The 24,000-nt window shown below is 40.5% G+C and carries 21 protein-coding genes and 3 tRNA genes; 18 read left to right on the forward strand and 6 right to left on the reverse strand.

Annotated elements, in window-relative coordinates:
* Position 1: 1 nt before the first annotated feature.
* The 3 genes from BLT18_RS07285 to BLT18_RS07295 all read left to right on the forward strand — a co-directional run bounded on the left by BLT18_RS07285 (position 2) and on the right by BLT18_RS07295 (position 1,422).
* Positions 2 to 91, forward strand: a tRNA-Leu gene (locus BLT18_RS07285).
* Between the two features lie 5 nt (positions 92 to 96).
* Positions 97 to 180: transfer RNA gene (locus tag BLT18_RS07290), tRNA-Leu, on the forward strand.
* A 252-nt stretch (positions 181 to 432) separates the two neighbouring features.
* Positions 433 to 1,422: an alpha/beta hydrolase gene (locus BLT18_RS07295; protein WP_091272593.1), complete on the forward strand. Its 990-nt coding sequence runs from the start codon at positions 433 to 435 to the stop codon at positions 1,420 to 1,422.
* A gap of 274 nt (positions 1,423 to 1,696) precedes the next feature.
* Here the strand turns inward: BLT18_RS07295 and BLT18_RS07300 are convergent, their stop codons facing one another.
* Entirely contained in the window at positions 1,697 to 2,380 is a 684-nt protein-coding gene (locus BLT18_RS07300; protein ID WP_322787560.1) for a B3/B4 domain-containing protein, read from the reverse strand.
* A gap of 83 nt (positions 2,381 to 2,463) precedes the next feature.
* Between BLT18_RS07300 and queG the strand changes: the two genes are divergently transcribed.
* The 6 genes from queG (at position 2,464) to BLT18_RS07330 (ending at position 7,515) form a co-directional block, all read left to right on the forward strand.
* Positions 2,464 to 3,600: a tRNA epoxyqueuosine(34) reductase QueG gene (gene queG, locus BLT18_RS07305; protein ID WP_091272596.1), complete on the forward strand. Its 1,137-nt coding sequence runs from the start codon at positions 2,464 to 2,466 to the stop codon at positions 3,598 to 3,600.
* 61 nt (positions 3,601 to 3,661) lie between these two features.
* Positions 3,662 to 4,195 carry a methylated-DNA--[protein]-cysteine S-methyltransferase gene (locus tag BLT18_RS07310; RefSeq protein ID WP_091272598.1) on the forward strand — a complete coding sequence of 178 codons (534 nt, stop codon included), beginning with the start codon at positions 3,662 to 3,664 and terminating at the stop codon, positions 4,193 to 4,195.
* A gap of 353 nt (positions 4,196 to 4,548) precedes the next feature.
* On the forward strand, positions 4,549 to 5,433 hold the full coding sequence (locus tag BLT18_RS07315; RefSeq protein WP_245705206.1) for an amidase domain-containing protein: 885 nt from the start codon (positions 4,549 to 4,551) through the stop codon (positions 5,431 to 5,433).
* A 363-nt stretch (positions 5,434 to 5,796) separates the two neighbouring features.
* Complete coding sequence (gene trmL, locus BLT18_RS07320) at positions 5,797 to 6,270, forward strand: tRNA (uridine(34)/cytosine(34)/5-carboxymethylaminomethyluridine(34)-2'-O)-methyltransferase TrmL (protein WP_091272600.1); 474 nt, start codon at positions 5,797 to 5,799, stop codon at positions 6,268 to 6,270.
* A 313-nt stretch (positions 6,271 to 6,583) separates the two neighbouring features.
* A complete protein-coding gene (locus BLT18_RS07325; protein WP_091272601.1) occupies positions 6,584 to 6,889 on the forward strand; it encodes an antibiotic biosynthesis monooxygenase family protein in 306 nt (101 codons plus the stop codon).
* Positions 6,890 to 6,957: 68 nt separating this feature from the next.
* The gene (locus tag BLT18_RS07330) at positions 6,958 to 7,515 is read left to right on the forward strand and encodes a DUF5366 family protein (protein WP_091272603.1); all 558 of its coding nucleotides are present in this window, start codon (positions 6,958 to 6,960) and stop codon (positions 7,513 to 7,515) included.
* A gap of 35 nt (positions 7,516 to 7,550) precedes the next feature.
* Here the strand turns inward: BLT18_RS07330 and BLT18_RS07335 are convergent, their stop codons facing one another.
* Entirely contained in the window at positions 7,551 to 9,419 is a 1,869-nt protein-coding gene (locus tag BLT18_RS07335) for a transglycosylase domain-containing protein (protein ID WP_091272604.1), read from the reverse strand.
* A 179-nt stretch (positions 9,420 to 9,598) separates the two neighbouring features.
* Here BLT18_RS07335 and BLT18_RS07340 point away from each other — a divergent pair, with 179 nt between their 5' ends.
* The 8 genes from BLT18_RS07340 (at position 9,599) to BLT18_RS07375 (ending at position 17,866) form a co-directional block, all read left to right on the forward strand.
* Complete coding sequence (locus BLT18_RS07340) at positions 9,599 to 11,494, forward strand: PrkA family serine protein kinase (protein WP_091272606.1); 1,896 nt, start codon at positions 9,599 to 9,601, stop codon at positions 11,492 to 11,494.
* A gap of 43 nt (positions 11,495 to 11,537) precedes the next feature.
* Entirely contained in the window at positions 11,538 to 11,720 is a 183-nt protein-coding gene (locus BLT18_RS07345) for a hypothetical protein (RefSeq protein WP_091272607.1), read from the forward strand.
* 112 nt (positions 11,721 to 11,832) lie between these two features.
* Positions 11,833 to 12,387, forward strand: a complete 555-nt coding sequence (gene lepB / locus BLT18_RS07350) for a signal peptidase I (RefSeq protein WP_175487411.1) — start codon at positions 11,833 to 11,835, stop codon at positions 12,385 to 12,387.
* Positions 12,388 to 12,543: 156 nt separating this feature from the next.
* Positions 12,544 to 13,710: a sporulation protein YhbH gene (gene yhbH / locus BLT18_RS07355; protein ID WP_091272609.1), complete on the forward strand. Its 1,167-nt coding sequence runs from the start codon at positions 12,544 to 12,546 to the stop codon at positions 13,708 to 13,710.
* Between the two features lie 79 nt (positions 13,711 to 13,789).
* Positions 13,790 to 14,107 carry a YbjQ family protein gene (locus BLT18_RS07360; protein ID WP_091272610.1) on the forward strand — a complete coding sequence of 106 codons (318 nt, stop codon included), beginning with the start codon at positions 13,790 to 13,792 and terminating at the stop codon, positions 14,105 to 14,107.
* A 186-nt stretch (positions 14,108 to 14,293) separates the two neighbouring features.
* On the forward strand, positions 14,294 to 14,947 hold the full coding sequence (locus BLT18_RS18655; protein ID WP_217635733.1) for a TetR/AcrR family transcriptional regulator: 654 nt from the start codon (positions 14,294 to 14,296) through the stop codon (positions 14,945 to 14,947).
* A gap of 8 nt (positions 14,948 to 14,955) precedes the next feature.
* Entirely contained in the window at positions 14,956 to 15,468 is a 513-nt protein-coding gene (locus BLT18_RS07370; RefSeq protein ID WP_091272613.1) for a small multi-drug export protein, read from the forward strand.
* Between the two features lie 610 nt (positions 15,469 to 16,078).
* Positions 16,079 to 17,866, forward strand: a complete 1,788-nt coding sequence (locus tag BLT18_RS07375) for an adenine deaminase C-terminal domain-containing protein (RefSeq protein ID WP_091272615.1) — start codon at positions 16,079 to 16,081, stop codon at positions 17,864 to 17,866.
* A 174-nt stretch (positions 17,867 to 18,040) separates the two neighbouring features.
* Here BLT18_RS07375 and BLT18_RS07380 read toward each other — a convergent pair.
* Together BLT18_RS07380 and msrA are read right to left on the reverse strand one after the other, a co-directional pair.
* A tRNA-Pro gene (locus BLT18_RS07380) sits at positions 18,041 to 18,117 on the reverse strand.
* Positions 18,118 to 18,203: 86 nt separating this feature from the next.
* Positions 18,204 to 18,740 carry a peptide-methionine (S)-S-oxide reductase MsrA gene (msrA, locus tag BLT18_RS07385; protein WP_091272616.1) on the reverse strand — a complete coding sequence of 179 codons (537 nt, stop codon included), beginning with the start codon at positions 18,738 to 18,740 and terminating at the stop codon, positions 18,204 to 18,206.
* 178 nt (positions 18,741 to 18,918) lie between these two features.
* Between msrA and BLT18_RS07390 the strand changes: the two genes are divergently transcribed.
* Positions 18,919 to 19,839 carry a bile acid:sodium symporter family protein gene (locus BLT18_RS07390; RefSeq protein ID WP_091272618.1) on the forward strand — a complete coding sequence of 307 codons (921 nt, stop codon included), beginning with the start codon at positions 18,919 to 18,921 and terminating at the stop codon, positions 19,837 to 19,839.
* Between the two features lie 279 nt (positions 19,840 to 20,118).
* Here BLT18_RS07390 and BLT18_RS07395 read toward each other — a convergent pair whose 3' ends face one another.
* Positions 20,119 to 22,551: a glycogen/starch/alpha-glucan phosphorylase gene (locus BLT18_RS07395; RefSeq protein ID WP_091272619.1), complete on the reverse strand. Its 2,433-nt coding sequence runs from the start codon at positions 22,549 to 22,551 to the stop codon at positions 20,119 to 20,121.
* A complete protein-coding gene (locus BLT18_RS07400; RefSeq protein WP_091272621.1) occupies positions 22,484 to 23,986 on the reverse strand; it encodes a glycogen synthase in 1,503 nt (500 codons plus the stop codon). Before BLT18_RS07400 ends, BLT18_RS07395 begins: the two co-directional genes overlap by 68 nt.
* Positions 23,987 to 24,000: the final 14 nt, after the last annotated feature.

A 24,000-nucleotide genomic window follows, 5' to 3' on the forward strand; every position in this document is an offset into this window, starting at 1 on the left:
TGCCGGGGTGGTGGAATTGGCAGACACACAGGACTTAAAATCCTGCGGTTGGTGTACAACCGTGCCGGTTCAAGTCCGGCCCTCGGCACCATTTTTGGCGGTGTGGCGGAATTGGCAGACGCGCACGACTCAAAATCGTGTTCCTCTGGAGTGTGGGTTCGACTCCCACCACCGCTACCATTTATACTTAAACGTCAGAGAAATCACTGTGAAACAGTGGTTTTTTTATTTTTATCAACGTCCTGTTTAATATATGTGTCCATCTATCATGTATGAACCCAGAGGTATCTCTGGGTTTTTTGTTTATTTTATGTTTTGGAATTGCTGATTCCTGTCACTTTGCCCTTCATAAAACGCTTCCTAGCGGAATATTTCTACTGTACGATGAAAAGTAAGACATATTCATATTTCATGCAATGGGGAGAAAAAGTGATGAAAAAAAAAGGATGGATTAGTGGTGGAATTTGTTTGCTGCTTGTCTGTGCGGCTGTTTTCTTTGGAGGATATTATTTTTATACCAAGGGTGTCGAGCGAGGCACGGAGGTAGAATTGTATCGAGGATCTCAAGTGCAGGTAGCCACTGCACCAAAGCTTGAACCGGAGAAAATGGAGAACTGGCTGCAACAGCAAGCGCTTCAATCGCTGTCCATCGATTCATTTGATGGCCTCATGTTACGTGCCGTGTACCTTGAACGTGGACACAATGCGAGTGGAACGGTTATTTTGATGCATGGGTTTCGTAAACAAAAAGAGGACATGGATGAACTAGCGAGGTTATATCATCGCATGAATTTTCATATCCTCATTCCTGATGCACGGGGACATGGTGAAAGTGAAGGGGAGTACATCGGTTATGGATGGCACGACCGCCTTGATGTGGCGGATTGGATACAGCTTTTAATAAATGAATACAACGCAGAGGACATTATATTGCACGGAGAGTCAATGGGGGCTGCTCTTGCTTTAATGGCAAGTGGAGAAGAGCTTCCTGATGAAGTAAAGGGTATTGTTGCAGACAGCGGGTATACCTCTGTGAAAGAAGAACTGGCTTATCAATTAAAGCATCTTTACGGTTTTCCGTCTTTTCCACTGTTAAATACAGCTAGTTTGATCACGAAAATCAAACACGGATATTCATTTGAGGAAGCTTCTTCTCTAGAACAGGTGCAGCATAACACACGTCCATTGCTGTTGATTCACGGCGCTGAAGATGAACTGGTTCCAACGGACATGGTTTATCGTATCAACGAGGCTGCTGGCGGAGATGTTGAACGGTGGATTGTACCAGAAGCTGCACATATAAAAGCATACGATACGGACCCCGATATGTATGAAATGCGACTGTGTTCTTTTCTGGAAAAAGCATTGCATGCGGATATTTGTGAAAACAGCGAAATTACACTGTCGGGCGAACTTTTGTGAAAAACGCAGAAAGAAAAGGAGTGTATCAATGAGCTGTTTGATACGTACAAAGCGGGAGCTACATCATGAAACAGGCAGCTTTGTTCATCAAAGAAACAACAAAAACGGAGTTGTATGAAAAGCTTCTAAACTGAAAAAAGACTGGGACACAAGTATAGGAACTATATAATAATCCGAACGATTTGTTAAAAATCAGTTCGGATTATTTGTTTATTACAGGAATTTCTATCATTGCTCCGTCAACATACGTCGCGTTCCGCGGGCACGTCCCGTGCTAGGAAATGGTACGTTTTGGGGCAGATGAGTGGACAATAGAAACTGATGCATTCCCGCTGTGCAGCTGTGTGAACATTTTTGCGGCTGCGTACAGCAGCTGCTCGCTCTCTTGTACACCCATGGAAGGACGTAAATAGAAGATTTGTAACGCATTTTTTGTACGTTCTGTCGTTTTTGTTCGCGCAGAGTCAACGACGGGACTGCCAAAAGCTCCAGTCTTATCCGTGGTAAACATTTTTCCTTGCATGTTGTTTTGTCTTCCGTTTAGTCCTTCAAATGTATCATCTTCTGTTCCGATAGAGATTTTGATATAATCACGTAAGGTATCGTAGTCATAAATACCAATTGGAATTTCATATTGCAAGGAGAAAAAATTATTTAAATCGGCAGCTGAATGAATGAAAGGAAGTGCTTTTCCTTTTTCAATACGCCGAAACAATGCTTCATGAGAAGGGCGGTATCGATGTGGATCAACTCCAATGTTTTTAAAAAGACGATGCCACTCCTTGACCCCTGGATAGTCTAAAACAGACTGATGGAGAAGGTCCGTTTTGATTTTTTCTTGAAAAAACTCAAGCCTTCCTTGCAGCATTTTAGGAGATTCATCGATAACAATGTTTTTATAATAAATAATGCCATATTTACTGTTTGGTATTCCTTGCAGGATAGAGTCTGATAACATGATGTCCAACGTGAACACATCCTTTGCATTCTTTCTTGTCAGTGTATCATATCTGTTTTCAAAATGAGAAAGGAGGGAAATTCATGACAGCGGCCCAGCTCAAAGAAAAAATTATTGCATACAGTAAGGATATCGGTATTGATAAGATTGGCTTTACATCCGCTGATCCATTTTTATCTTTAAAAGATAGACTGCTCGAACAGCAGCGGCTTCAATATCAGTCCGGATTTGAGGAGAACGATATTGAAAAGCGTACAACGCCCAAGAAACTTGTGCCTGAGGCAAAGACCATTATTTCCATTGCGCTTGCCTATCCTTCAAAAATGAAGAATCCTCCCAAAAGCAGAAAAGGAGAAAGACGCGGCGTATTTTGCCGTGCTTCTTGGGGAGAGGATTACCATAGAGTGTTAAAGAATCGTTTGCAAAAGTTAGAAGCATATATTCAAGAGCTTGTTCCAGAGGCAAAATGCCAATCGATGGTAGATACTGGTGAGTTGGCTGATCGTGCAGTAGCCGAAAGAGCAGGAATTGGCTGGAGCGGTAAAAACTGTGCCATTATTACACCAGAATTTGGTTCTTATGTATACCTTGGTGAAATGATTACGACGGTTTCCATTCCTGCTGACACACCAGTCACAGAGCAGTGCGGCACATGCAATAAGTGTGTTGATGCCTGCCCAACAGGCGCATTGGTGCAAGGAGGACAATTGGATTCGAATAAATGTATTGCTTATCTCACACAAACGAAAGACTTTTTACCAAAACGGTATCGTAAAAAATTAGGAAACCGCTTGTACGGATGTGATACATGTCAACAAGTATGTCCGGAGAACAAAGGAGTAGATTCTCATCGTCATGAAGAATTCGAACCAGATCCGGAATTGGTGAAACCAAAGCTCATGCCTCTTCTGGAGTTAAGTAATAAAGAGTTTAAACAAAAGTACGGCCGGCTCGCAGGATCTTGGCGTGGAAAAAAGCCGATCCAACGGAATGCAGTGATTGCGCTTGGCCATTTTAAAGCGGAAGAGTCCATCGAACTGCTTAGTCGTTTATTAACAAATGATCCTAGACCGGTCATACGTGGAACAGCAGCTTGGTCCCTCGGTCAAATGAATACGGCTGACACACAAAAACTGTTAGAACAAGCAAAACAATCAGAAACAGATGAAAAAGTGCTAGAAGAAATTGACGATGCCCTTCTACCGTTTCCATTACATTGAAAGTGTTGTTATGAGCAGCTCCTTATAATCATTAGAGGGAAGAAGAGAGGAAGGTGTGTTTATGTCGGATAAGAAGTATATCTACTACACAGATTATCATAGTGCCATTGGCCCTTTAACCGTTGCAGCCACACAGAAAGGAATATGTGCTGTTCAATTCGGAGACAAAACACAAACGCTTCCAAGTTTAAAAGCTTGGAGCAAAAAGCAGCATATACCAGGTCATATGGTTGAGGATAAAGCACCATTCATGGAAGCTGTTTATCAGTTGGAAGAATATTTTTCGCACCACAGACAAACATTTGATCTTCCATTTGATTTATATGGAACCTCGTTTCAAAAAGTAGTATGGAACGCGTTATCGGATATACCATACGGAGAAACACGTTCCTATAAACAAATCGCTGCTGCTATTGGCGCACCAAAAGCAGTGCGTGCCATTGGCGGAGCAAACAATAAAAACCCGCTTCCTATTCTTCTTCCTTGTCATCGTGTTATCGGCAATAACGGTAATATGGTAGGTTATGGCGGTGGGATTGATAAAAAAGTGTACTTGTTGCGGTTAGAAGGGGCTATCAGCAAGGTTTCTTCTTAACTAGAGCCAAAGGTGCTGTACCAAAAGCCAATTATCGGAAAAAATTTATAGGGAAATACAATTGATTCGCAGCATACTCTTGGAAAGTGACTTGTTGGTTACTTATGAAAAATCGCCTGCTTTCGTTTATGTAGTGGTTGGATACCGTCATGATACGAAAAGCGGCGATTTTTTGTATGTGTTGCACGAAAAGAGAGTTCTAAATCAAATGAAGGTGGAATCGTTCAAAGAAGCTCTCTTTTCGTTAGTTCACCTTCTGTTAAGTCGGATGTGTTCTAATACTTGTACTGAAAACTGCTGCTATCTAATAGGATGGAACAAGGTACGATTTGAGCAAGGGAGGGGACAAGTTTATGGGAAGAGTTTGGGAAAAAGCCTTGTTTTCACATATAGAGCAGTGGATTGATTATCAACTAGGAAATCAAAATAAACGGTTGCCAACAATGGTACCGCAGGAGACGGAAACGTTGTATCGGTCTAGATGTTCTCTTCATGAACGAAAGGGATCACTCTTAAAAGTAAAGGCGTCTGTCGAACCATACCGCCTGCAACGGATGGGGGAACAAGAACATATTACGTATCAAACTGTATTGATGAAATTGTATAAAGTAAATGGCAAATACCATCTAGAAGAACGCGTGCTGCATCGGACGGCTAAAACACATGATGGCCATTTAATTATTGATCAGCCAAATACGGAACAATTCTCGATGGACGCACGATGTCCAATTGGTAATTACGAAAAGACAGATCGAGCATTTCACTACGACCGCCATGCTGCGGTACAGTACGCGGAACGCTGGTGGAACGATTATAATCCAGCCTATCGAAAATTTAAGGATAACTGTACTAATTTTATTTCACAATGCTTACGAGCCGGAAACGCACCAATGAGAGGAATGCCAGATCGGGGAAAGGGATGGTGGCACCAAAAGCAGTCTTGGAGTTACAGTTGGGCGGTTGCCCATTCGTTTCGCTGGTATCTAAGCGGGTCAACAAGCGGATTAACAGCAGTAGAAGCAGAAGATGCAAAAGAATTAGGGCTTGGCGATGTCATTTGTTATGATTTCAATGGTGATGGTAATTGGCAGCACTCGACTATTGTGACAGCTTTTGATGGAAATAATGAACCGCTTGTTAATGCACAAACGGAAAACAGCCGCGGCCGATATTGGAAGTATGAAGATTCCACTGCCTGGACACCCAATATTCGTTATAAATTTTTTCGCATCACGTAGCCGTGTGGTCTCTTAGTGGACAGCAGTATTGTTCTGTTCTCTGAAATGTTACAGCAGGATGAATATAAATGTCTAATGATGATTGATGCGTATTTGGAGCTGCTCTACTAAAAACAATCGCTAGGTTTATGTTCCACTGACGAAAAAGTACACATTTAGTATGGGTGGATAATTATCGTTGTCATCAACATTGCGAGGGCATCCGTGTACGTGCAGCGAAGTCTTTGCCTGCACCTGAAGGGTTGGAGCCGGTCAAACCTTCTTTATTCAGAATCTCCCGCCTTTAGTATCAGCACAGGTGGGAGCAGCTCAAAATTGTGGTATAATAAACATGTGAGTGAAAGAATAGAATGAGGTGCAAAAATGAGTATTCATGTCGTATTATATCAACCAGAAATCCCCGCTAATACAGGTAACATTGCCAGGACATGTGCAGGGACAGGCACACACTTACATTTAATTCGCCCGCTTGGATTTTCCACAGACGATAAGATGCTTAAGCGGGCTGGCTGTGACTATTGGCCAAATGTGAAAATCCATTACTATGATTCACTAGAGGAACTTTTCAGTACGTATCCAGATGGAGAATTTTATTTTGTGGAAACAATTGGAACGAAACCATACAGTGATTTTTCTTATACGGATGCGAAAAAGGATTATTTTTTTGTGTTTGGAAAAGAGACAAGCGGACTTCCTGAAGAGGTGACAGCGAAATACAGTGAGCACTGTCTGCGTATACCGCAAAACGACCGTGTTCGTTCGTTGAACTTATCCAATACGGCAGCGATTCTTGTATATGAAGCATTGCGCCAGCAGCAATTTCCAGACTTATATTAGATATGAGAAAGAGCCCCTTCAAAGAAGAGACTCTTGAGTAACTAATATTTGTGTGGCTTATCTTCAAATCCGGCTGTCATAATGGATACGAGAAATGCCACGCACACACCAAGGATTAAGATTAGTTTCATTATGTAAAGCCTCCTTCTCGCCTTGTCTTATGAACATATTATACCTTATTTCGATGGGCGTGTGAATCCTTTCAGCTGGAGGTTCTTTCCACCTATTGTTATAATGTAGATAGATAACAGGTGAATGTTCTGTCTTTACTATGGGTAGCTGCAACTATTTTTATACAGGAGGTAGACGTACAATGTATGTTGTGATGAATGAACTTCACGTACCAGAAGAAGCCAAAGAAGCAATGAAAGGCCGTTTTGGCAAGAGTGCTGATAATATGAAGGAGATACCTGGATGCTTGGATTTTTTATTTTTGGAGCAAAATGAAGAAAACGGTAATCTCGTTGTGTTTACAAAATGGGAATCGAAAGAGCATTATGAAGACTGGCTCCACAGTGACGCATTTAAAAATGCACATAAAGAAAAGCGGGAATCAAAAGACAAAGGACCGGCATCGGGGAATGAATTAAAAACGTTTGACGTCGTTCATCACTTATAATCATCACTTATAAGAGGGTGGGTATAAGCTCAAACGGTTTCTTTTCTAAATAACTGTGTGAGGTACACATGAAAAATACATATCTTATCAGTCATTTTCCGCTTCTTTCCATTCTGTTGTTCAGCTTATCGCTAGCTATTTATATGGAATCAACAACCATTGAATGGTTTATTCAGGTTGGCCTGTTGAATGGAATGCTGGAATTTTTTTCGGAAACAGGGATCACCTTTACATTGTTGTTTTTATGGCTGGCTTTATTTTTTATGGCCTTTTCTGCGCTGAAACTCGTTGCCGGAACGATGATGGAATTATCGTTACTGCTTTTTTCAAAAGATGAAGACGGCAAAGCTTTGCGGCACATTCGAAGCGGAACATGGATTTATTTAATTGGAGGAGCTGTCTCCCTTGCGTTTGTACGTATGCCGGAAGGGATTGCCAGTGTGTTTCTGGTGAGTACAGTGTTATATTTAGCGTATTTTCTCTACCGGATGGCTGATTCGCTATCATTTGTCCGCTTTATTGGCATGACGTTGTTTCACGTAAGTTTTTGGTGTGCTTTGACTGCAGCTGTAGGATATACGGTGTTACGATTGTACAATGGCTTGATTAATAGTCTTCCGATTTGATTTAAAGAGACGACCGGTTCGCCGGTCGTCTCTTTCTAATCTAATGCAGGAACAATATCTTTCCACAAGCGGATATGCGGCTGTGATGCTTGGATACGTGTCATTGGTGAAGAGTCATCATGACCTACCCACACTCCCATGGTATATCGATCTGTGAAACCGACAAACCATAAATCACGAACGTTATTTGTCGTACCAGTTTTTCCGCCAATACGCTTACCCTCTGTACGTACGCCTTGTCCAGTGCCGCGTTCAACAACACGATACAGCATGGATCTCAGTTTATCATTTGTTTCTTTGTTCCACACAAGTTCAGCAAGAGCTGGCTGTTCGTATAGCACATGTCCACTTTCATCTTTAACTTGCTGGATACCTGTTGGCGCAATATATTGTCCACCTTGTGAAAACACAGTATAGGCTTTTGTGAGCTCCATAGGCGTTACTCCATGTGTTAAACCGCCTAATGCAGCAGAGTAGTGGTAGTCATCTGTCCCAATTTGTGAGAAATTGAATGGTTTTAAGTAGGAAAACGCTGTTTGAATACCTGTTTCTTCTAATAAGCGGACACTAGCCGTATTGTATGAATAAGCCAAAGCATTTTCTAAAGTGGTTCGGCCTACATAATGTCCTCCTGCATTAGCAGGGCAGTAGCCATTTTTACAAAAGCGGTCTGTTTGAACGGTCGAATAGATGCTGGCGTTTTTTTGATCGATAAATGGACCGTACACAAGCAGCGGTTTGAACGTCGATCCTGGTTGACGGTAGGCTTGGAAGCCGCGGTGAAAATCATATTTTTGATAATTCTTTCCTGCTGTTACGGCAATGATGTCATGTTGGATGTGATCAATAATGACAACTGCACCTTCTATCTGCCACTGATGCAAGTAAGTATGTGCTGTCGTTACAGCTTTTTTTTGAATGGCAGGGTCTAATGATGTTTCGATATGTACACCAGATTGCAGGACTTCACGTACGCGTTCGTTTAATTGATTATGCAGCTTTTCTGTTTTCTTTTTATTGTTACGGACGTTGTTAAAGCGCTCGATATATCCATCTTCCCTTGCAATAAGCTGTTTTAGTTCATGTTCAATATACGTTGTATAGGCAGGATAAGCATCTGATTGTTTGGTGTACTTGATGGTAATGTCTTCATTCAAAGCTGCTTGTTTTTCAGTTTCGCTAATCACTCCGCTATGTTTCATTTTTTCTAATACCCATTCCTGTCTGGCATGAGTTTGGTCTTTGTTTGTTAATGGATCATAGTGACTGGGATTTGCTGGAATAGCGGCTAAAAAGGCTGTTTCTGCCAGAGAGAGTTCATGACTGGACTTGCCAAAATATACTTGACTAGCTGTTTCAAATCCATAAAGCCCATGTTGAAAATACATCGTGTTAATGTAAAGTTCCAGTATTTTTTCTTTGCTGTATTCTTTTTCAAGCACATAGGCATACAGGACTTCTTTTAATTTGCGATGATAGGTCTGTTCATGAGATAAAAACACATTGCGGGCGACTTGCTGTGTAATCGTGCTGCCTCCTTCTTCAATGGTTTGTGCTTTCGCATTGACTAAAAACGCGCGAATAACAGCAGATCCGTCTATCCCTTCGTGTACAAAAAAGTCCTGGTCTTCCGTTGCAATAAATGCTTCGGTTACAAGGTTTGGTATGTCTTCAAAGGGAAGGTAATGACGGTTCATATCTTTGTTGATTACTGCAATCACATCACCATGTGTGTCATAAATATAACTATTTTTTGAAATAGGCATGTGTTGTATATTGGTACGCTCGGTTAAAAATTCTTCTATTGATTTGGCGTGTTGTTCTTCTTTAAGAAAATAACTGAAAAATATCATGAAGCAGCTCATAAAAATCAGCGTGCAGGCGAAGCCAGCCAATACTTTCACTTTATACTCCCCTCCCTTTTGTTATTTTTATATCTCAACTTTAATATCGGCAAAAGAGCACGGTTATGTTCTCTTAATTTCTGCATAGACATGTAGTAATCCACAAGACATTTAGGAAGCAGCCCAATCTGCTTTCTTCGCATTTAAAACTGTTTTACGAAGAAAGGGAGGCTCTTATATTGAATATTATTGATAAAATCCGTCAATCACGGGAAGAGGAAGAACAGTTAAAGTGGCGTGGAACGTTTAGAGAATACCTAGAACTGGTCAAAGAAAACCCTCATATTGCCCAAACGGCCCATTCACGCGTATACAATATGATTAAAGATGCAGGCGTTACGGAAAGAGACAATAAAAAAATGTACGAGTTTTTTGGAAAAGAGATTTATGGTTTAGAAGACTCATTAGAGAAATTAGTAGAAGAGTATTTTCATTCGGCTGCCAGAAGGCTTGATGTCCGCAAAAGAATTCTGTTGTTAATGGGGCCGGTAAGCGGTGGTAAATCAACAATTGTAACATTGTTGAAACGCGGATTGGAACAATACACAAGAACGGATGCAGGAGCGGTGTATGCCATTGAAGGCTGTCCGATGCATGAAGATCCGCTGCATCTCGTCCCAGTTCATTTACGTGATGAATTTTATGAAGAATATGGCATCCGGGTAGAGGGGCATTTGTCTCCGTTAAACATGATGCGGCTTGAAAAAGAGTATAACGGCAACATTGAGGATGTAATGGTAGAACGAATTTTCTTCTCCGAAGACCGGCGGGTTGGAATCGGAACGTTCAGTCCATCGGATCCGAAGTCACAAGATATCGCAGACTTAACTGGAAGTATCGACTTTTCTACAATCGCGGAGTACGGTTCAGAATCAGATCCGCGTGCGTACCGTTTTGATGGTGAGTTAAACAAAGCTAATCGGGGCATGATGGAATTTCAAGAAATGTTAAAGTGTGATGAGAAATTCTTATGGCATTTATTATCTCTGACACAAGAAGGTAATTTTAAAGCAGGTCGCTTTGCCTTAATTAGTGCGGATGAATTGATTGTTGCACACACCAATGAAGCGGAGTATAAATCATTTATTGCCAATAAAAAGAACGAAGCATTGCACTCTCGAATTATTGTCATGAATGTTCCGTACAACTTAAGCGTTACAAATGAAGAAAGAATTTATGAAAAAATGATTCGGGAAAGTGACATGTCTCATGTCCACATTGCTCCACATGCCTTGCGGACAGCTGCTATTTTTTCAGTATTAACGAGATTAAAAGAACCGAAAAAGCAAAATGTTGACTTAGTGAAGAAGATGCGTTTGTATGACGGCGAAGAATTAGAAGGTTTTAAAGAGCAGGATATAGCCGAGTTAAAAAACGAATATCAGGATGAAGGAATGGATGGCATCGACCCACGTTATGTCATTAACCGAATTTCTTCTGCAATTATTCGAAAAGATGTGCCTTCTATTAATGCTCTTGACGTATTGCGTTCGTTAAAAGAAGGATTGGATCAGCACGCTTCGATTTCAAAGGAAGATAAAGAAAGATATTTGGATTTCATTTCAGTGGCAAGAAAGGAATATGATGAAGCGGCGAAAAAAGAAGTACAAAAAGCATTTGTTTATTCTTATGAAGAATCAGCTAAGACGTTAATGGATAACTATTTAGATAACGTGGAAGCTTATTGTAATAAAAATAAATTAACTGATCCATTAACTGGTGAAGAAATGAGTCCAGATGAGAAGTTAATGCGTTCGATTGAAGAACAAATTGGAATCTCTGAAAATGCGAAGAGGGCATTTCGTGAAGAAATTCTTATCCGTATCTCTGCCTACGCCAGAAAAGGCAAGCGCTTTGATTATAATTCCCACGAGCGGTTAAGAGAGGCTATTCAAAAGAAACTGTTTGCTGATTTAAAAGACGTCGTAAAAATTACAACATCAACGAAAACTCCAGATGAGTCCCAGTTAAAGAAAATTAACGAAGTTATCGCACGGCTTATTGATGAACATGGCTATAACTCTGTATCTGCTAACGAACTGCTGCGCTATGTCGGCAGTCTCTTGAATCGCTAAATGAAATAAGGAAGCAGCATAGAAAAACGGAAAAGGACCAACCGTGATCTCTTCTGGCACGGTTGGTCCTTTTGTTGTGAATAAAAAAGAAGGGGGCATTGCCGTCCACCTTGTTGTCAAGGCTCTGTATTTTTCTAATTGGGAGGCTGCGGCAGTGGGGTGTGCTGGTGGTGGAAAACAAGAGGAAGTAACTTCTGAACCCGACTTGTGCCAAGCTTCATCCTGATCTCTGTTTTAAGCATGTCCATAGAGCTAAGAGGGATGTGTCAGAATAAGCAAACAATTGTCGTTTATTTATATCAGTGATACATTATAATAGAGTGAATGGAGGAGAGATAATGAACCACTTAGCACGGGAAATTTGGGATTGGATTAAGACATTTGCTGTTGTTTTGCTTATCGTCTTTATTGTTCGAACATTCTTTTTTGCTAACTATATGGTCCATGGAGAGTCCATGATGCCTACAATAGAAAATGGCGAGCGATTAATTATTAATAAAATCGGCTATGAATTTTCAGAACCAGACCGTTTTGACCTTGTTGTATTTCATGCAAATGAAGAAAGCGATTATATTAAACGGGTAATTGGTCTTCCAGGAGATCGTATTGAATATCGGGATGATACTCTTTATATTAATGGAGAACCATACGAAGAAAAATACTTAACACCGATGAAAAATCAAATGAGAACTGGGCAGGATTTTACGAATGATTTTACGCTAGAAGAAATAACGGGAAAGCAGCAAGTGCCGGAAGGGAAAGTGTTTGTCTTAGGAGATAATAGACAAAACAGCATGGACAGCCGCCAGTTAGGTTTTATTGATATGGATGAAATTGTGGGGAAAGCCAATATTCGTTACTGGCCATTAAATGAATTTACAATTATGCGATAAGAAACGGGCCTTTGTGGTTATTCCACAAAGGTTTTTTCCATATAATAAAAGCAGAAAGGTTGTTCTTTAGTCAGAATTTTTTGCAACTATGAAGTTTTCACCGCATAGGATAACAATAATCCACTTTAAATGGGTAGCAATGAAAGGGGGCCCATGATGTCAGGAAACAGTAAGCATAATTTCATAGTGTCTCGAGAGAACTGGTCCCTTCATCGTAAAGGTTATCAAGATCAAAGACGTCATCAGGAAAAGGTGCAGGAGGCTGTAAAACAAAACCTTCCAGACCTTATTTCAGAAGAGAATATTATCATGTCCAATGGAAAAGATGTCATTCGTATACCGATTCGCTCTGTGGAAGAATATAAGATTCGGTATAATTCGGAAAATAACAAATATGCTGGTCAAGGCGATGGGGACAGTCAGGAAGGAGATGTTATCGCAAGAGAGCCTGGAGGCAAAGAACAAAAAGGAGCTACCGGGAAAAAAGCTGGTGATAAAGCGGGAGAAGACTATTATGAAGCGGAAGTTTCTATTTTAGAATTAGAAGAACTATTGTTTAAAGAAATGGAGCTGCCAAATCTGCAGCAAAAAGAAAAAGATGATATTGTCGTAGAGGATATTGAATTTAATGATATACGTAAACAAGGTTTAATGGGGAATATTGATAAGCGACGCACCATTTTATCGGCATTTAAACGAAATGCACTCAAAGGAAGTCCGGCAATTAATCCTATCTATAATGAAGATTTGCGATTTAAAACGTGGAATGAAAAAATAAAACCTGAATCAAAAGCTGTTGTACTTGCAATGATGGATACTTCGGGGTCAATGGGACGCTGGGAAAAATTTATGGCACGTAGTTTTTTCTTCTGGATGGTCCGTTTTCTTCGGACAAAATACGAAACCGTAGATATTGAATTTATCGCACACCATACAGAGGCCAAAGTGGTGAACGAAGAAGATTTCTTTTCAAAGGGAGAAAGCGGGGGTACTATTTGTTCCTCTGCTTATGAGAAAGCGTTGGAAACGATTGATAAACATTACTCGCCAGTCCGTTATAATATTTATCCTTTTCATTTTTCTGATGGTGATAATTTAACATCTGATAACCACAAATGTCTGAAATTAATGAATGAATTGATGGATTGCTCAAGCATGGTTGGCTATGCTGAAGTGAATCAATATCAACGTCATTCTACGTTAATGCAGGCATATAGAAAAATTAATGATGAAAGGTTCCGCCACTATATCTTAAAGCAAAAAGGCGATGTTTTTCATGCACTGAAATGGTTCTTCTCAAACAAAGAACAAGAGGTAGTATGATGGACATGATTGAAACGTAAAGTGCTTCTCTTTCGTCTATGATAACGTCAACCATAAAGCAAAGCGAGGCGCATTGATAATGCTGATTGTGACGACAGAGACAGTAGCTGGAATGGAAGTAAAAGAGGCTCTTGGTGTAGTAAAAGGGAATACGGTTAGAGCAAAACACCTGGGAAAAGATATCGCAGGCGGCCTGCGCGGCCTTGTTGGCGGGAAGATGAAAGAATATGAGGAAATGTTTTTAGAAGCAAGAGAATATGCCGAAAAAGAGATGAGTGAAGCAGCTGAAAAATTAGGAGCTGATGCTGTGGTCGGCGTGCGTTACACTTCATCTTCTATTATGAATGGGACATCTGAGGTGATGGTTTACGGAACAGCAGTAACCTTGCAGAAATAAATAAGATAATGTTGGGTAAAAGAAGGCTTGCGTGCGGTACGCAGGCCTTTTTTGTATTGAAAGAAATGTATAGCATGTATGTATGCAGCCGGAGTATGTATCGCACTTCTTGCATCTGAAGGGATTTTAAGACCGCCTGGGATCAGATATGTTTTCTATTTTGTGGACAAGCGGACATGTATTGACGTGTCCATATCGGTCTTGTACAATGACTACCGGTCGTTAGTTTTGCAAGTGATAAAACAGGCAGGTGATACAATGACGAGTACGAACATAAAAAGGACAGCTCTGTCATTGTTTGCAAAACATGGCTACAATGGCACGAGTTTGTCCGACATAGCCAAGCAGGTTGGTATGAAAAAACCGTCGCTGTATAATCATTTTTCTAGTAAAGCAGACTTGTTTTTAGCTGTGGCTGACGAGGTGTTTGCTGCTTATGTGGATTATATAGAGAAGGCACTGGCACAGGTTAGGGGAACGAGTGTAAAAATGAAATTAAAACAGGCTCTCCTCTCCACAGCTCAGTTTTTAAGTTCTCATGATGTTGGGATGATGTATATGAGAATGGTAATGTTTCCACCAGCGGAGCTCTGTCAGGACATTCGGAAGCGTTTTGAATCATTTGAAGGAAAAACAGATGATATGTACATGGCATTGTTTCGCGAAGGCATACAAAATAACGAGATAGCACCAGGAGATATTAGCGTCTACGTAAAGTCATTTTATGCCTTACTGGATGGGATTTCAACAGAGATGTATATGTATTCATCGGAAAAAATGGATGCCAAAATAGAAGCAAGTTGGACAGTATTTTGGCAAGGAATTTGTGAAAGAAACTAGGTGAGATCATGCTAGAAATCATAAGTATATATATCAGCATATTTATAATGGCTGCTACACCTTGGCTGGAACTGTTAATTGTCATCCCGATTGGCATTGGAGCAGGATTGAACCCGCTAATGGTAGGGGCAGTTGCATTTGCAGGCAATGCACTGCCGGTTTTTTTATTGATTTATGCGGCCGAACGCATCAAATCGTGGAGATGGATACAGCGCATGAAGCAGTGGTTTAAGAGGAAGCGGTCTTCGCGTCATCACAAAGAAACACCGGAAAGACGCGCGAAAAAAGAAGCAAGAAAAGAAAAATTGCTGCACATCTTTGAAAAATATGGAGTAGCCGGTTTAGCATTGGCTGGTCCAGCTCTTACCGGTATACACTTAGCTACCATCTTTGCAATGGCTGTTCAGGCAAACAAACGCAAAGTTGCTTGGTGGATGAACGCCAGCCTGGCGCTTTGGACATTTGTGGTGACATTTATTGCATTTTATGGTGTGGAATGGTTCAAAGATTGGTTTAGTTAAAGAAGCTGGGACACATCTCAAACAGGTTTCTCCACAGTCGAACAATAAGACAAGAAAGTATATTGTATGTAAGCATCGTCAACGTACGGAGACTCGAACTTTGAACAACACGGAGGCTGCTGAAAAAGTACGGTAAATACTGGTTTTTGACTAGAAATCAATATTGTCCTTGTTTTCTGGTTTTTTTTATTTGTGACATATCATGTAACGGTTAATAAAGGTTCTATAAACTTTTTTGAGACTCATCATTATATCCAAGCTTCTGGTTAGATGGCTCCTCAGGCTCGGTTGCCTGCGTGAAGTCCCATCCAGGATGAGAGAATATTATAGACGAAAAGAAGGGCTGTCAAAAGGGCAGTTTTTATACCCTTTTGATACAGCTCTCCTCTAGTTTAGGCATAAACAGCATCAGGCGCACAAGATGTAAATGGTTATATTTGGAAATGGCATAAAAACACGTCTGCACAGACATTGTTGTACATACAAAAGCAGCTTTTCATTCATTTAGTATTAAATAAAATTTGACAGTTTGCAAAGTTTATATTTATTATACTAAATATAACGTTCGTTAAAAAAAGATAATGGAAGGTACGGAAAGGAGAAATGAAGCATGAAGTTACATGCAGCAAGGAATGAACTCATAGATGTTGCCCAAGGAAGACGTTCCGCTGATTTATACATAAAAGGCGGGACACTAATCAATGTATACTCCGGAGAGTTTTTGAAGCAAAATGTCGCGGTTTATAAAGATTCTATTGCCTATGTTGGGGAAAGTGAAGCTTCTATCGGAGAAAATACGCAAGTCATTGATGCAAACGGAAAATATATTTCTCCAGGTTTTATTGAAACTCATGCTCATCCCTGGGTTTTCTACAATCCCATCAGCGTTACGGAAAAAGTTCTCCCTCTTGGAACGACAACAACTGTTAACGATAATTTATTTTTTTATTTGCACATGGGAAGCAAAGGATTTAAACAGATGCTCAATGATTTGAAAGTAATGCCTGGAAATTTCTTATGGCTGGTGCGTCTTGTTTCGCAAGCGGATTACCCTGGTGAAAGGGAATGGTTCCACCCGGCGGATATACAAGAAATACTTGACGATGAACAAGTAGTGGGAACAGCTGAAGTGACACGCTGGCCGTTATTATACAAAGCCGATCCGTTTTTACTCGACACGATTGATGTTGTAAAAGAAAAAGGGAAAATCGTGGATGGACATAATGCTGGCTGCTCCTACGAAAAATTAAATTCTATCGCAGCGTCTGGAGTGGATGCATGTCATGAAGCTATTACAGCACAAGAAGCCTTTGACAGACTTCGCCTTGGATTATGGACAACTCTTCGAAACAGTTCCTTGCGTCCGGATTTGCCAGAGGTTATTAAACTTATCACGGAAGGAAACGTTAAAACAAACAGAGTGTTAATGACAACGGATGGACCCCATCCTGCCTTTATTGAAAAAGAAGGCTTTGTGGATGGCTTGGTTAGGCAGGCGGTAGAGCTTGGAGTGCCTGTGATGGATGCCATCCAAATGGTGACCTTAAACGCAGCCACATATCTGCGGCTCGACGATTACATTGGCGGCATTGCTCCAGGCAAACGTGCGGACGTATTAATCTTGCCGAATATTGAAGATTTCCGCCCAGAACTTGTCGTTGCAGGTGGAGAAGTGGCAGCGGAAAAAGGAGAATTGAAAGCGCCGCTTCCTGAAATAAATTGGGAAAGCTATGTCGTAAGAGAGCCTTTTACCGTTTCAAAATCCGTTTTGGAAAACCCGGACCTTTATAAATATCCACACTCGTTATCTGATGATTCCGTTCCGGTTGTTTACTTTAAAAGTAATGTCATTACAAAAGCAAAAGAAACGGAACTGCCATCTGTCAATGGATTTGCAGATATCTCTAATCAAGAAGGAATGGTTTATTCCGCATTAATTGATCGAAACGGCAAGTGGGTTACAAAAGGAATACTAGAACGATTCGCCATTGATTTAGATGGAATGGCATCGACGTACAATACGACAACCGAATTGCTTGTTGTCGGCAGAGACTCTAAAGCTATGGCAAAAGCAGCTTCAAGAGTGCATGAGATAGGAGGAGGCATTGTCGTTGTAGATGGAGAAGATATCATATTGGAAATTTCTTTGCCTCTGACTGGAATGATGAACACTGATTCGTCTTTTGATACAGCTGTAAAAAACCATGACGAGTTATTAACTGTATTACAAGAACGCGGCTTTCCATTTCACGATATCCTATATACATTGTTGTTCTTGACGTGTGACTTTTTGCCTGGCTTACGGTTAACCCCGTATGGATTGTATGACGTCAAAACGGATAACATTTTGCTGCCAGCAGAACCGGTTCCGGCTCTTTTGGGCAAAGAAGAAGGGTAAGCGCAAATAAAGACGCTGGTGAATGATAAACATTTGCCGGCGTTTTAAAAAACACAAAAAACCACCAGCAGGTTGAAGTGAACCTTGAAGGTGGTTTCAATCAAAATAAAAGCTGGCCGCACGGACCAACAAGTATATTTTGGTGATAAAGCGCTGTATCCCTGGATGGAAGAATGGTCGGGATGACAGGATTTGAACCTGCGACTCCAGACACCCCATGCCTGTGCTCTGCCAAGCTGAGCTACATCCCGCTTCTATGAAAATATTTTAATATATTCTATGTTTTCATGCAACGATAATACGAAGGAGATAAGCGTTGTTTGTCATAAAACAACGCTTATGCTTTCCAATACGTATGAATAAAGTCATCGCGGCCGGATTTGGCACGGTCTTCTTCATATGCTTTCGCCTGTTTTTTGTAGAATTGCTGATGATATGCTTCGGCAGGATAAAATGTTGCTGCAGGCAGGATTTTCGTAACAATAGGTTGTTGAAAACGGCCGCTGTCACTAATTTGCTGTTTTGATTGTTCCGCTGCGTTTTTTTGGGATTGGTTATGATAAAAAATCGCCGTTCTATACTGTGGACCGCGATCATGAAATTGGCCATGCGCGTCTGTTGGATCAATTTGCGGCCAATATAAATCAAGCAGCTTTTGATAAGAAAACAGCTCGGGATCAAATGTGATTTGAACCGCTTCATAATGACCGCTTTCACCCGTTTTTACATCTTCGTATGATGGGTTTTCGACGTGTCCGCCTGTATAGCCGGAAATCACCGAAATAATTCCTTCCATTTCGTCAAATGGCTTGACCATGCACCAAAAACATCCTCCTGCAAATGTAGCTTTTTCGTATCCTTTATCATTGTACATGGGAAATTCACTCCTGTTATACATAATGCCGTGCCTAGTATAACATGATGCAGGCTCTGTCCCTAATCAGAATGCTTCTCTTTTATGTTTTGTATTATAAAGGATTGCACTCAAGTCTACGGTGGGATAGAATGGCTGAATATATACATTTGTACAAAGATAGAAGGGGGAGGAAAAAGTGAATCGTATTCAATTATTTGTGAATAAATATTTTACAATATTTGTAATTATTATATCTTTTATCGCATTTTATTTGCCAGAATATTTTGCTTGGATTACAGGTTACATTACAATATTATTAGGGATTATAATGTTTGGCATGGGGTTAACGATGAAACTATCTGACTTTGCGATTGTAGCAAAAAAACCCCTGCCTGTTGGGATAGGGATTGCTGCTCAATATGTCATTATGCCGCTTGCTGCTTTTATAATAGCTGTCTTTTTGCAGCTGCCACCTGAAATTGCTGCAGGTTTGGTTCTTGTTGGAGCATGCCCTGGCGGTACAGCTTCTAATGTTATGGTGTATCTTGGAAAAGGAGATGTCGCTGTTTCGATAGCCATGACATCTGTATCAACGATGCTCGCACCTATTTTTACACCACTGATTCTTTTGCTTTTGGCGAATGAATGGCTTCCTGTAAATGCAGGCTCTATGTTCATGTCTATTATTCAAGTAATTATTATCCCAGTTGGATTAGGTATTTTGGTAAGCCGGTTCTTCCCCGCAGCTGTAGCGCGCAGCGTGCGGATGCTTCCAGTTGTCTCTGCTGCTGCTATTGTGGCAATTGTTGGCGGTGTTATTGCAGCGAATAAAGAAAATATTGTTGCCACAGGACTGCTTGTTATACTAGCAGTTATATTGCATAACGGCTTTGGATTGTTTTTAGGCTATATCGCGGCAAAAGCAACAGGATTAAATGAAACAAAACGAAGAGCTGTAGCGATTGAAGTAGGCATGCAAAATTCTGCGTTAGGCACACAATTGGCTGCCGCTCACTTCACGCCGCTTGCTGCTCTCCCGAGTGCAGTTTTTTCGATGTGGCATAACATTTCAGGTCCTATGTTAGTAGCATGGTGGAATAGAAAAGATCATCATTAAATAAAGTGGAAGGGGGTGTATCAAAAGGCCATAAAAATGCCTCTTTGACAGCCCTTATTCTTCCTGCATATGCTTCGCCTGGCTGCCATTCAAAGATGATGGAACGAAAAGAGCACTCCATACAGCCATCTCACCATTTAGTTTAGAAACCTGTTTTCATGTTAAACATACAAAAATCCCCCTAAGGACAACGGATTGTTAATTTTTTATCCGTCTGCCTTAAAGGGAATATATCAAAATCGGGAACAGCCCTGCTTTTTTCTTACGTTTACATGGAAGTTAGCGGGAGAAAACGGGTGACTTGGAAACCTTCCATATTTCCGAAGCATATTCTTGAATCGTACGATCACTAGAAAATTTTCCTGAGTGAGCAATGTTTGTAATACTCATCGTCATCCATTTTTGCTGATTTCGGTAAGTTTGATCGACAAATTCTTGCGTTTCCTCATAGCTGTTAAAATCTTTGAGTACAAAAAATTCATCATTGTGCGACAGCAAGTGGTAATAAATATCTTTAAAGTCTTTCTCGTCATTGCCGAAAAATCCATCATGCAGTTGGTTTAATATCAATTGAAGGCGTTCATCAGTTTGGTATATATCTTGGGCATTATAGCCCCCGTGATGATAATAATGAAGGACATCATCTGCTGTTAGTCCAAAGGTAAAAATGTTCTTGTCTCCAACCATATCTTTAATTTCAATATTAGCTCCATCTAATGTTCCGATGGTTAATGCACCGTTCATCATCATTTTCATATTTCCTGTTCCAGAGGCTTCTTTACTAGCTGTGGAGATTTGTTCACTTACATCTGCAGCAGGAATAATTTTTTCAGCAAGAGAAACGTTATAGTTTTCTAGAAAGACGACTTTTAATTTATCTTGTATTGCCGGATCATGATTAATAATATCTGCAGCTGATAAAATAAAGTGAATGACTTGTTTCGCAAAATAGTAACTGGGAGCAGCTTTGGCGCCAAAAATAAATGTTCGCGGAATGATGTCAAGATTTGGGTTTTCTTTTAATGTGTTATATAAATAGACAATGTGAAAAATGTTTAAAAGTTGGCGCTTATAACCGTGCAGCCGTTTAATATGAACATCAAAAATAGACTGATCATCAACGATTAGGCCAGTATGTTCTTTTATGTGGCGGGCGAGCACCTGTTTGTTATAAGTTTTGACCTCCATTGCTTTATCTTGAAAAGCAGTATCTTCAGCATAGCGTATTAATTTTATCAGGTCTTTTGGTCTTTCCACCCACTTATCTCCAATAGCAGAAGAGATTAAACGAGAAAGCTCTGGATTAATCTGCAAAAGCCACCTTCGATGCGTAATACCATTCGTTTTATTATTAAACTTAGAAGGATAAAGTTGATAAAAATGTTTCATTTCTTTTTTCTTTAAAATATCTGTATGGATTTTAGCGACGCCATTAACACTGTGACTGCCAATAACAGCAAGGTGTGCCATTTTTATTTGTCCATAGCTGATAACCGCAAGTTCGGGGATGCGGTCGCGGTAATCTTCATGATGAAACCAAAGGTGCTGGCAAAAGCGTTCATTGATTTCTTCTACAATCATGAAAATACGAGGCAGTAACGTTGAAAACATATCTGCCGGCCATGTTTCGAGTGCCTCTGAGAGTGTAGTGTGATTGGTATAAGCCACTGTGTTAGTTGTTATCTCCCAGGCTTTATCCCAGCCTAAACCTTCTCCATCCATCAGCAGTCTCATCAGCTCCGGAATAACGAGACTTGGGTGAGTGTCATTAATTTGAATGGCTATTTTTTTAGGGAACAACGAAAAATCTGCATTATATTTCTTTTTAAAGGAGTGAATGATGCTCTGCAAGCCAGCTGAAACTAGAAAGTATTGTTGTTTTAGGCGAAGTTTTTTGCCTTCTTCATGGGAATCATCAGGATATAAGAATGCCGAAATCTCCTCAATGGACTGCTTGTATTCCAAATAATCACGATACTGAGGAAGTTGATTTTGATCATATGATGCAGCATCCAAAGATGATTCTGCGCTCCATAAACGCAGCGTATTCACTGTTTGATTGTTGTAACCGGTGATTGGTACGTCAAAGGGGACGGCTTTCACTGTTTCTGCATTTTCATGAACAAAATGAAGTCTTCCGTTACGTTCTGTCATATGAATCGTTCCGCCAAATTTCACTTCGACGCTCTGTTCATTTCTTCTCTCTTCCCAAATGTAATCGTCTTTTAACCAATAATCAGGAAGCTCCACCTGGTTTTGATTAATAAGACGTTGTTCAAACAGACCGTACTTGTAACGGATGCCTATGCCGTGGCCTGGAATTTCAAGTGACGCCATGGAATCCAAAAAACAAGCAGCCAATCGGCCAAGGCCGCCGTTGCCAAGACCAGCGTCATGTTCGTACTGCAGCACTTCTTCTAATGAAAAACCGAGTTTCTGCATGGCTTTTTTTACAGGTTCCAATATTTGCAGGTTAATAAGGTGGACCTTCATTAATTTGCCAAGTAAAAATTCCATAGAAAAATAATATACTTGCTTTTCACTATTGTGGTCATATGCATTTTGGGTTAATGCCCAGTCTTGTTTTATTCTTTTAGTAAGTAAACGGCTGAGTGCGTAAAAAATGTCTTTATTAGAAGCTTCTTCAGCGGACGTGCTGAACTGTTTTAACTCGTTGTTGATGGCTTCTAGCACTGCTTTTTCTTCCATCATTCCATTCCCTCGTTTCTTCTTTGGGGGTCGTTACCCGTTGATACAATGAAATATATGTTTTTGCCGACTCGTCCCAACTATAAGTGGACGTATAGATATTTGTTAACAAGTTATCCCACAAATGCGGGCGTCTATAAATACTTAATGCATACTGCAAGGTGTGGAACATATCGTGGGCATTAAAGTTAGTGAATGAAAATCCATTTCCTTCATTGTTGTACTCATTATAAGGCGAGACGGTATCACGAAGTCCGCCCGTTTCACGAACAATAGGAACGGTCTCGTAGCGCATGGCTATTAATTGGCCAAGTCCGCAAGGTTCAAAACGAGATGGCATCAGAAAGAAATCGGAACCAGCATAAATTTGGCGTGCCAATTCTTCATCAAAGAAATTAAAAAACGCAACTTGATGAGGATGATGGGCTGATGCTTGATGAAGCATGCTTTCAACCGCCTCATCCCCTGTACCTAAAATAATTAATTGTACATTTTCTTTCATGATTTCAACAAGCATGCGAGTAACGAGTGTGAGTCCCTTTTGGTCTACAAGCCGTGAAACGATACCAATGACTGGAATATCTTGGTCAACAGGCAATTCTGTACGTTCTTGCAAAAAACGTTTATTCATTAATTTATCATTTCTAGAACGGGAATAGTTTTTCTTTAACGCTGGATCTGTTTTAGGATGGAATGCGGATGTGTCAATACCATTGATAACCCCGTACAAATCTCCGCTGCGTTCTTGAAGGAGCGGATGGAGCCCTTCTCCAAAATATTCGGATTGTATTTCCGATGCATAGGCAGGGCTGACTGTCGTTAATAAATCAGCATGGAAGATACCCGCTTTCATACAATTGAATAATCCATCCCATTCTAAACCGAACACATGTTCCTTTGGTAAGTTCAGTAAGTCATAAAACATTTCTAAGGGCATTTTTCCTTGATATTGCAGGTTGTGTATCGTAAATACGGTTTTTACACCCGGGATAGGGTTAAGTATCTTTAAAAATGCTGGAACCAAGCCGGTTTGCCAATCATGGCTGTGTACAACATCGGGGGTGTGCTGTAAGAAAGGCAGAGCTTCGATGATCGCTCTGCTGAAAAAAACAAATCGTTCACCATCATCAAAGTATCCATATGCACCGTTTCTGCCAAAATAGTATCCGTTTTTTATTAGATAGTACGTCACGCCATTATGAGTATATTGATACAAGGTAGCTGTTTGCTTGCGCCAGCCGACCGGGACGTGAAACGTTGCAACAAATGTGGTGTCCTTATGAACGATAGACATGTCGTCATAAAAAGGCAGGATGACGGACACGCTTGCATGGTTCTCTTTTTGTAAAGCAGCGGGCAGGGAGCCGATCACATCAGCCAACCCGCCGGTTTTAATAAAAGGACTGCACTCGGACGCGGTAAATAAAATATGAAACATCTGAATCTCCTTTT

This window comes from Alteribacillus persepolensis, assembly GCF_900099605.1.
In the GTDB taxonomy this organism is placed as follows: Bacteria; Bacillota; Bacilli; order Bacillales; family Marinococcaceae; genus Alteribacillus; species Alteribacillus persepolensis.

Coding starts and splice junctions, on each gene's coding strand:
- BLT18_RS07295 (WP_091272593.1), top strand. CDS start 433: ATGAAAAAAAAAGGATGGATTAGTGGTGGAATTTGTTTGCTGCTTGTC.
- BLT18_RS07300 (WP_322787560.1), bottom strand. CDS start 2,380: ATGTTATCAGACTCTATCCTGCAAGGAATACCAAACAGTAAATATGGC.
- queG (WP_091272596.1), top strand. CDS start 2,464: ATGACAGCGGCCCAGCTCAAAGAAAAAATTATTGCATACAGTAAGGAT.
- BLT18_RS07310 (WP_091272598.1), top strand. CDS start 3,662: ATGTCGGATAAGAAGTATATCTACTACACAGATTATCATAGTGCCATT.
- BLT18_RS07315 (WP_245705206.1), top strand. CDS start 4,549: ATGGGAAGAGTTTGGGAAAAAGCCTTGTTTTCACATATAGAGCAGTGG.
- trmL (WP_091272600.1), top strand. CDS start 5,797: ATGAGTATTCATGTCGTATTATATCAACCAGAAATCCCCGCTAATACA.
- BLT18_RS07325 (WP_091272601.1), top strand. CDS start 6,584: ATGTATGTTGTGATGAATGAACTTCACGTACCAGAAGAAGCCAAAGAA.
- BLT18_RS07330 (WP_091272603.1), top strand. CDS start 6,958: ATGAAAAATACATATCTTATCAGTCATTTTCCGCTTCTTTCCATTCTG.
- lepB (WP_175487411.1), top strand. CDS start 11,833: ATGAACCACTTAGCACGGGAAATTTGGGATTGGATTAAGACATTTGCT.
- yhbH (WP_091272609.1), top strand. CDS start 12,544: ATGTCAGGAAACAGTAAGCATAATTTCATAGTGTCTCGAGAGAACTGG.
- BLT18_RS07360 (WP_091272610.1), top strand. CDS start 13,790: ATGCTGATTGTGACGACAGAGACAGTAGCTGGAATGGAAGTAAAAGAG.
- BLT18_RS07370 (WP_091272613.1), top strand. CDS start 14,956: ATGCTAGAAATCATAAGTATATATATCAGCATATTTATAATGGCTGCT.
- BLT18_RS07375 (WP_091272615.1), top strand. CDS start 16,079: ATGAAGTTACATGCAGCAAGGAATGAACTCATAGATGTTGCCCAAGGA.
- msrA (WP_091272616.1), bottom strand. CDS start 18,740: ATGTACAATGATAAAGGATACGAAAAAGCTACATTTGCAGGAGGATGT.
- BLT18_RS07395 (WP_091272619.1), bottom strand. CDS start 22,551: ATGATGGAAGAAAAAGCAGTGCTAGAAGCCATCAACAACGAGTTAAAA.
- BLT18_RS07400 (WP_091272621.1), bottom strand. CDS start 23,986: ATGTTTCATATTTTATTTACCGCGTCCGAGTGCAGTCCTTTTATTAAA.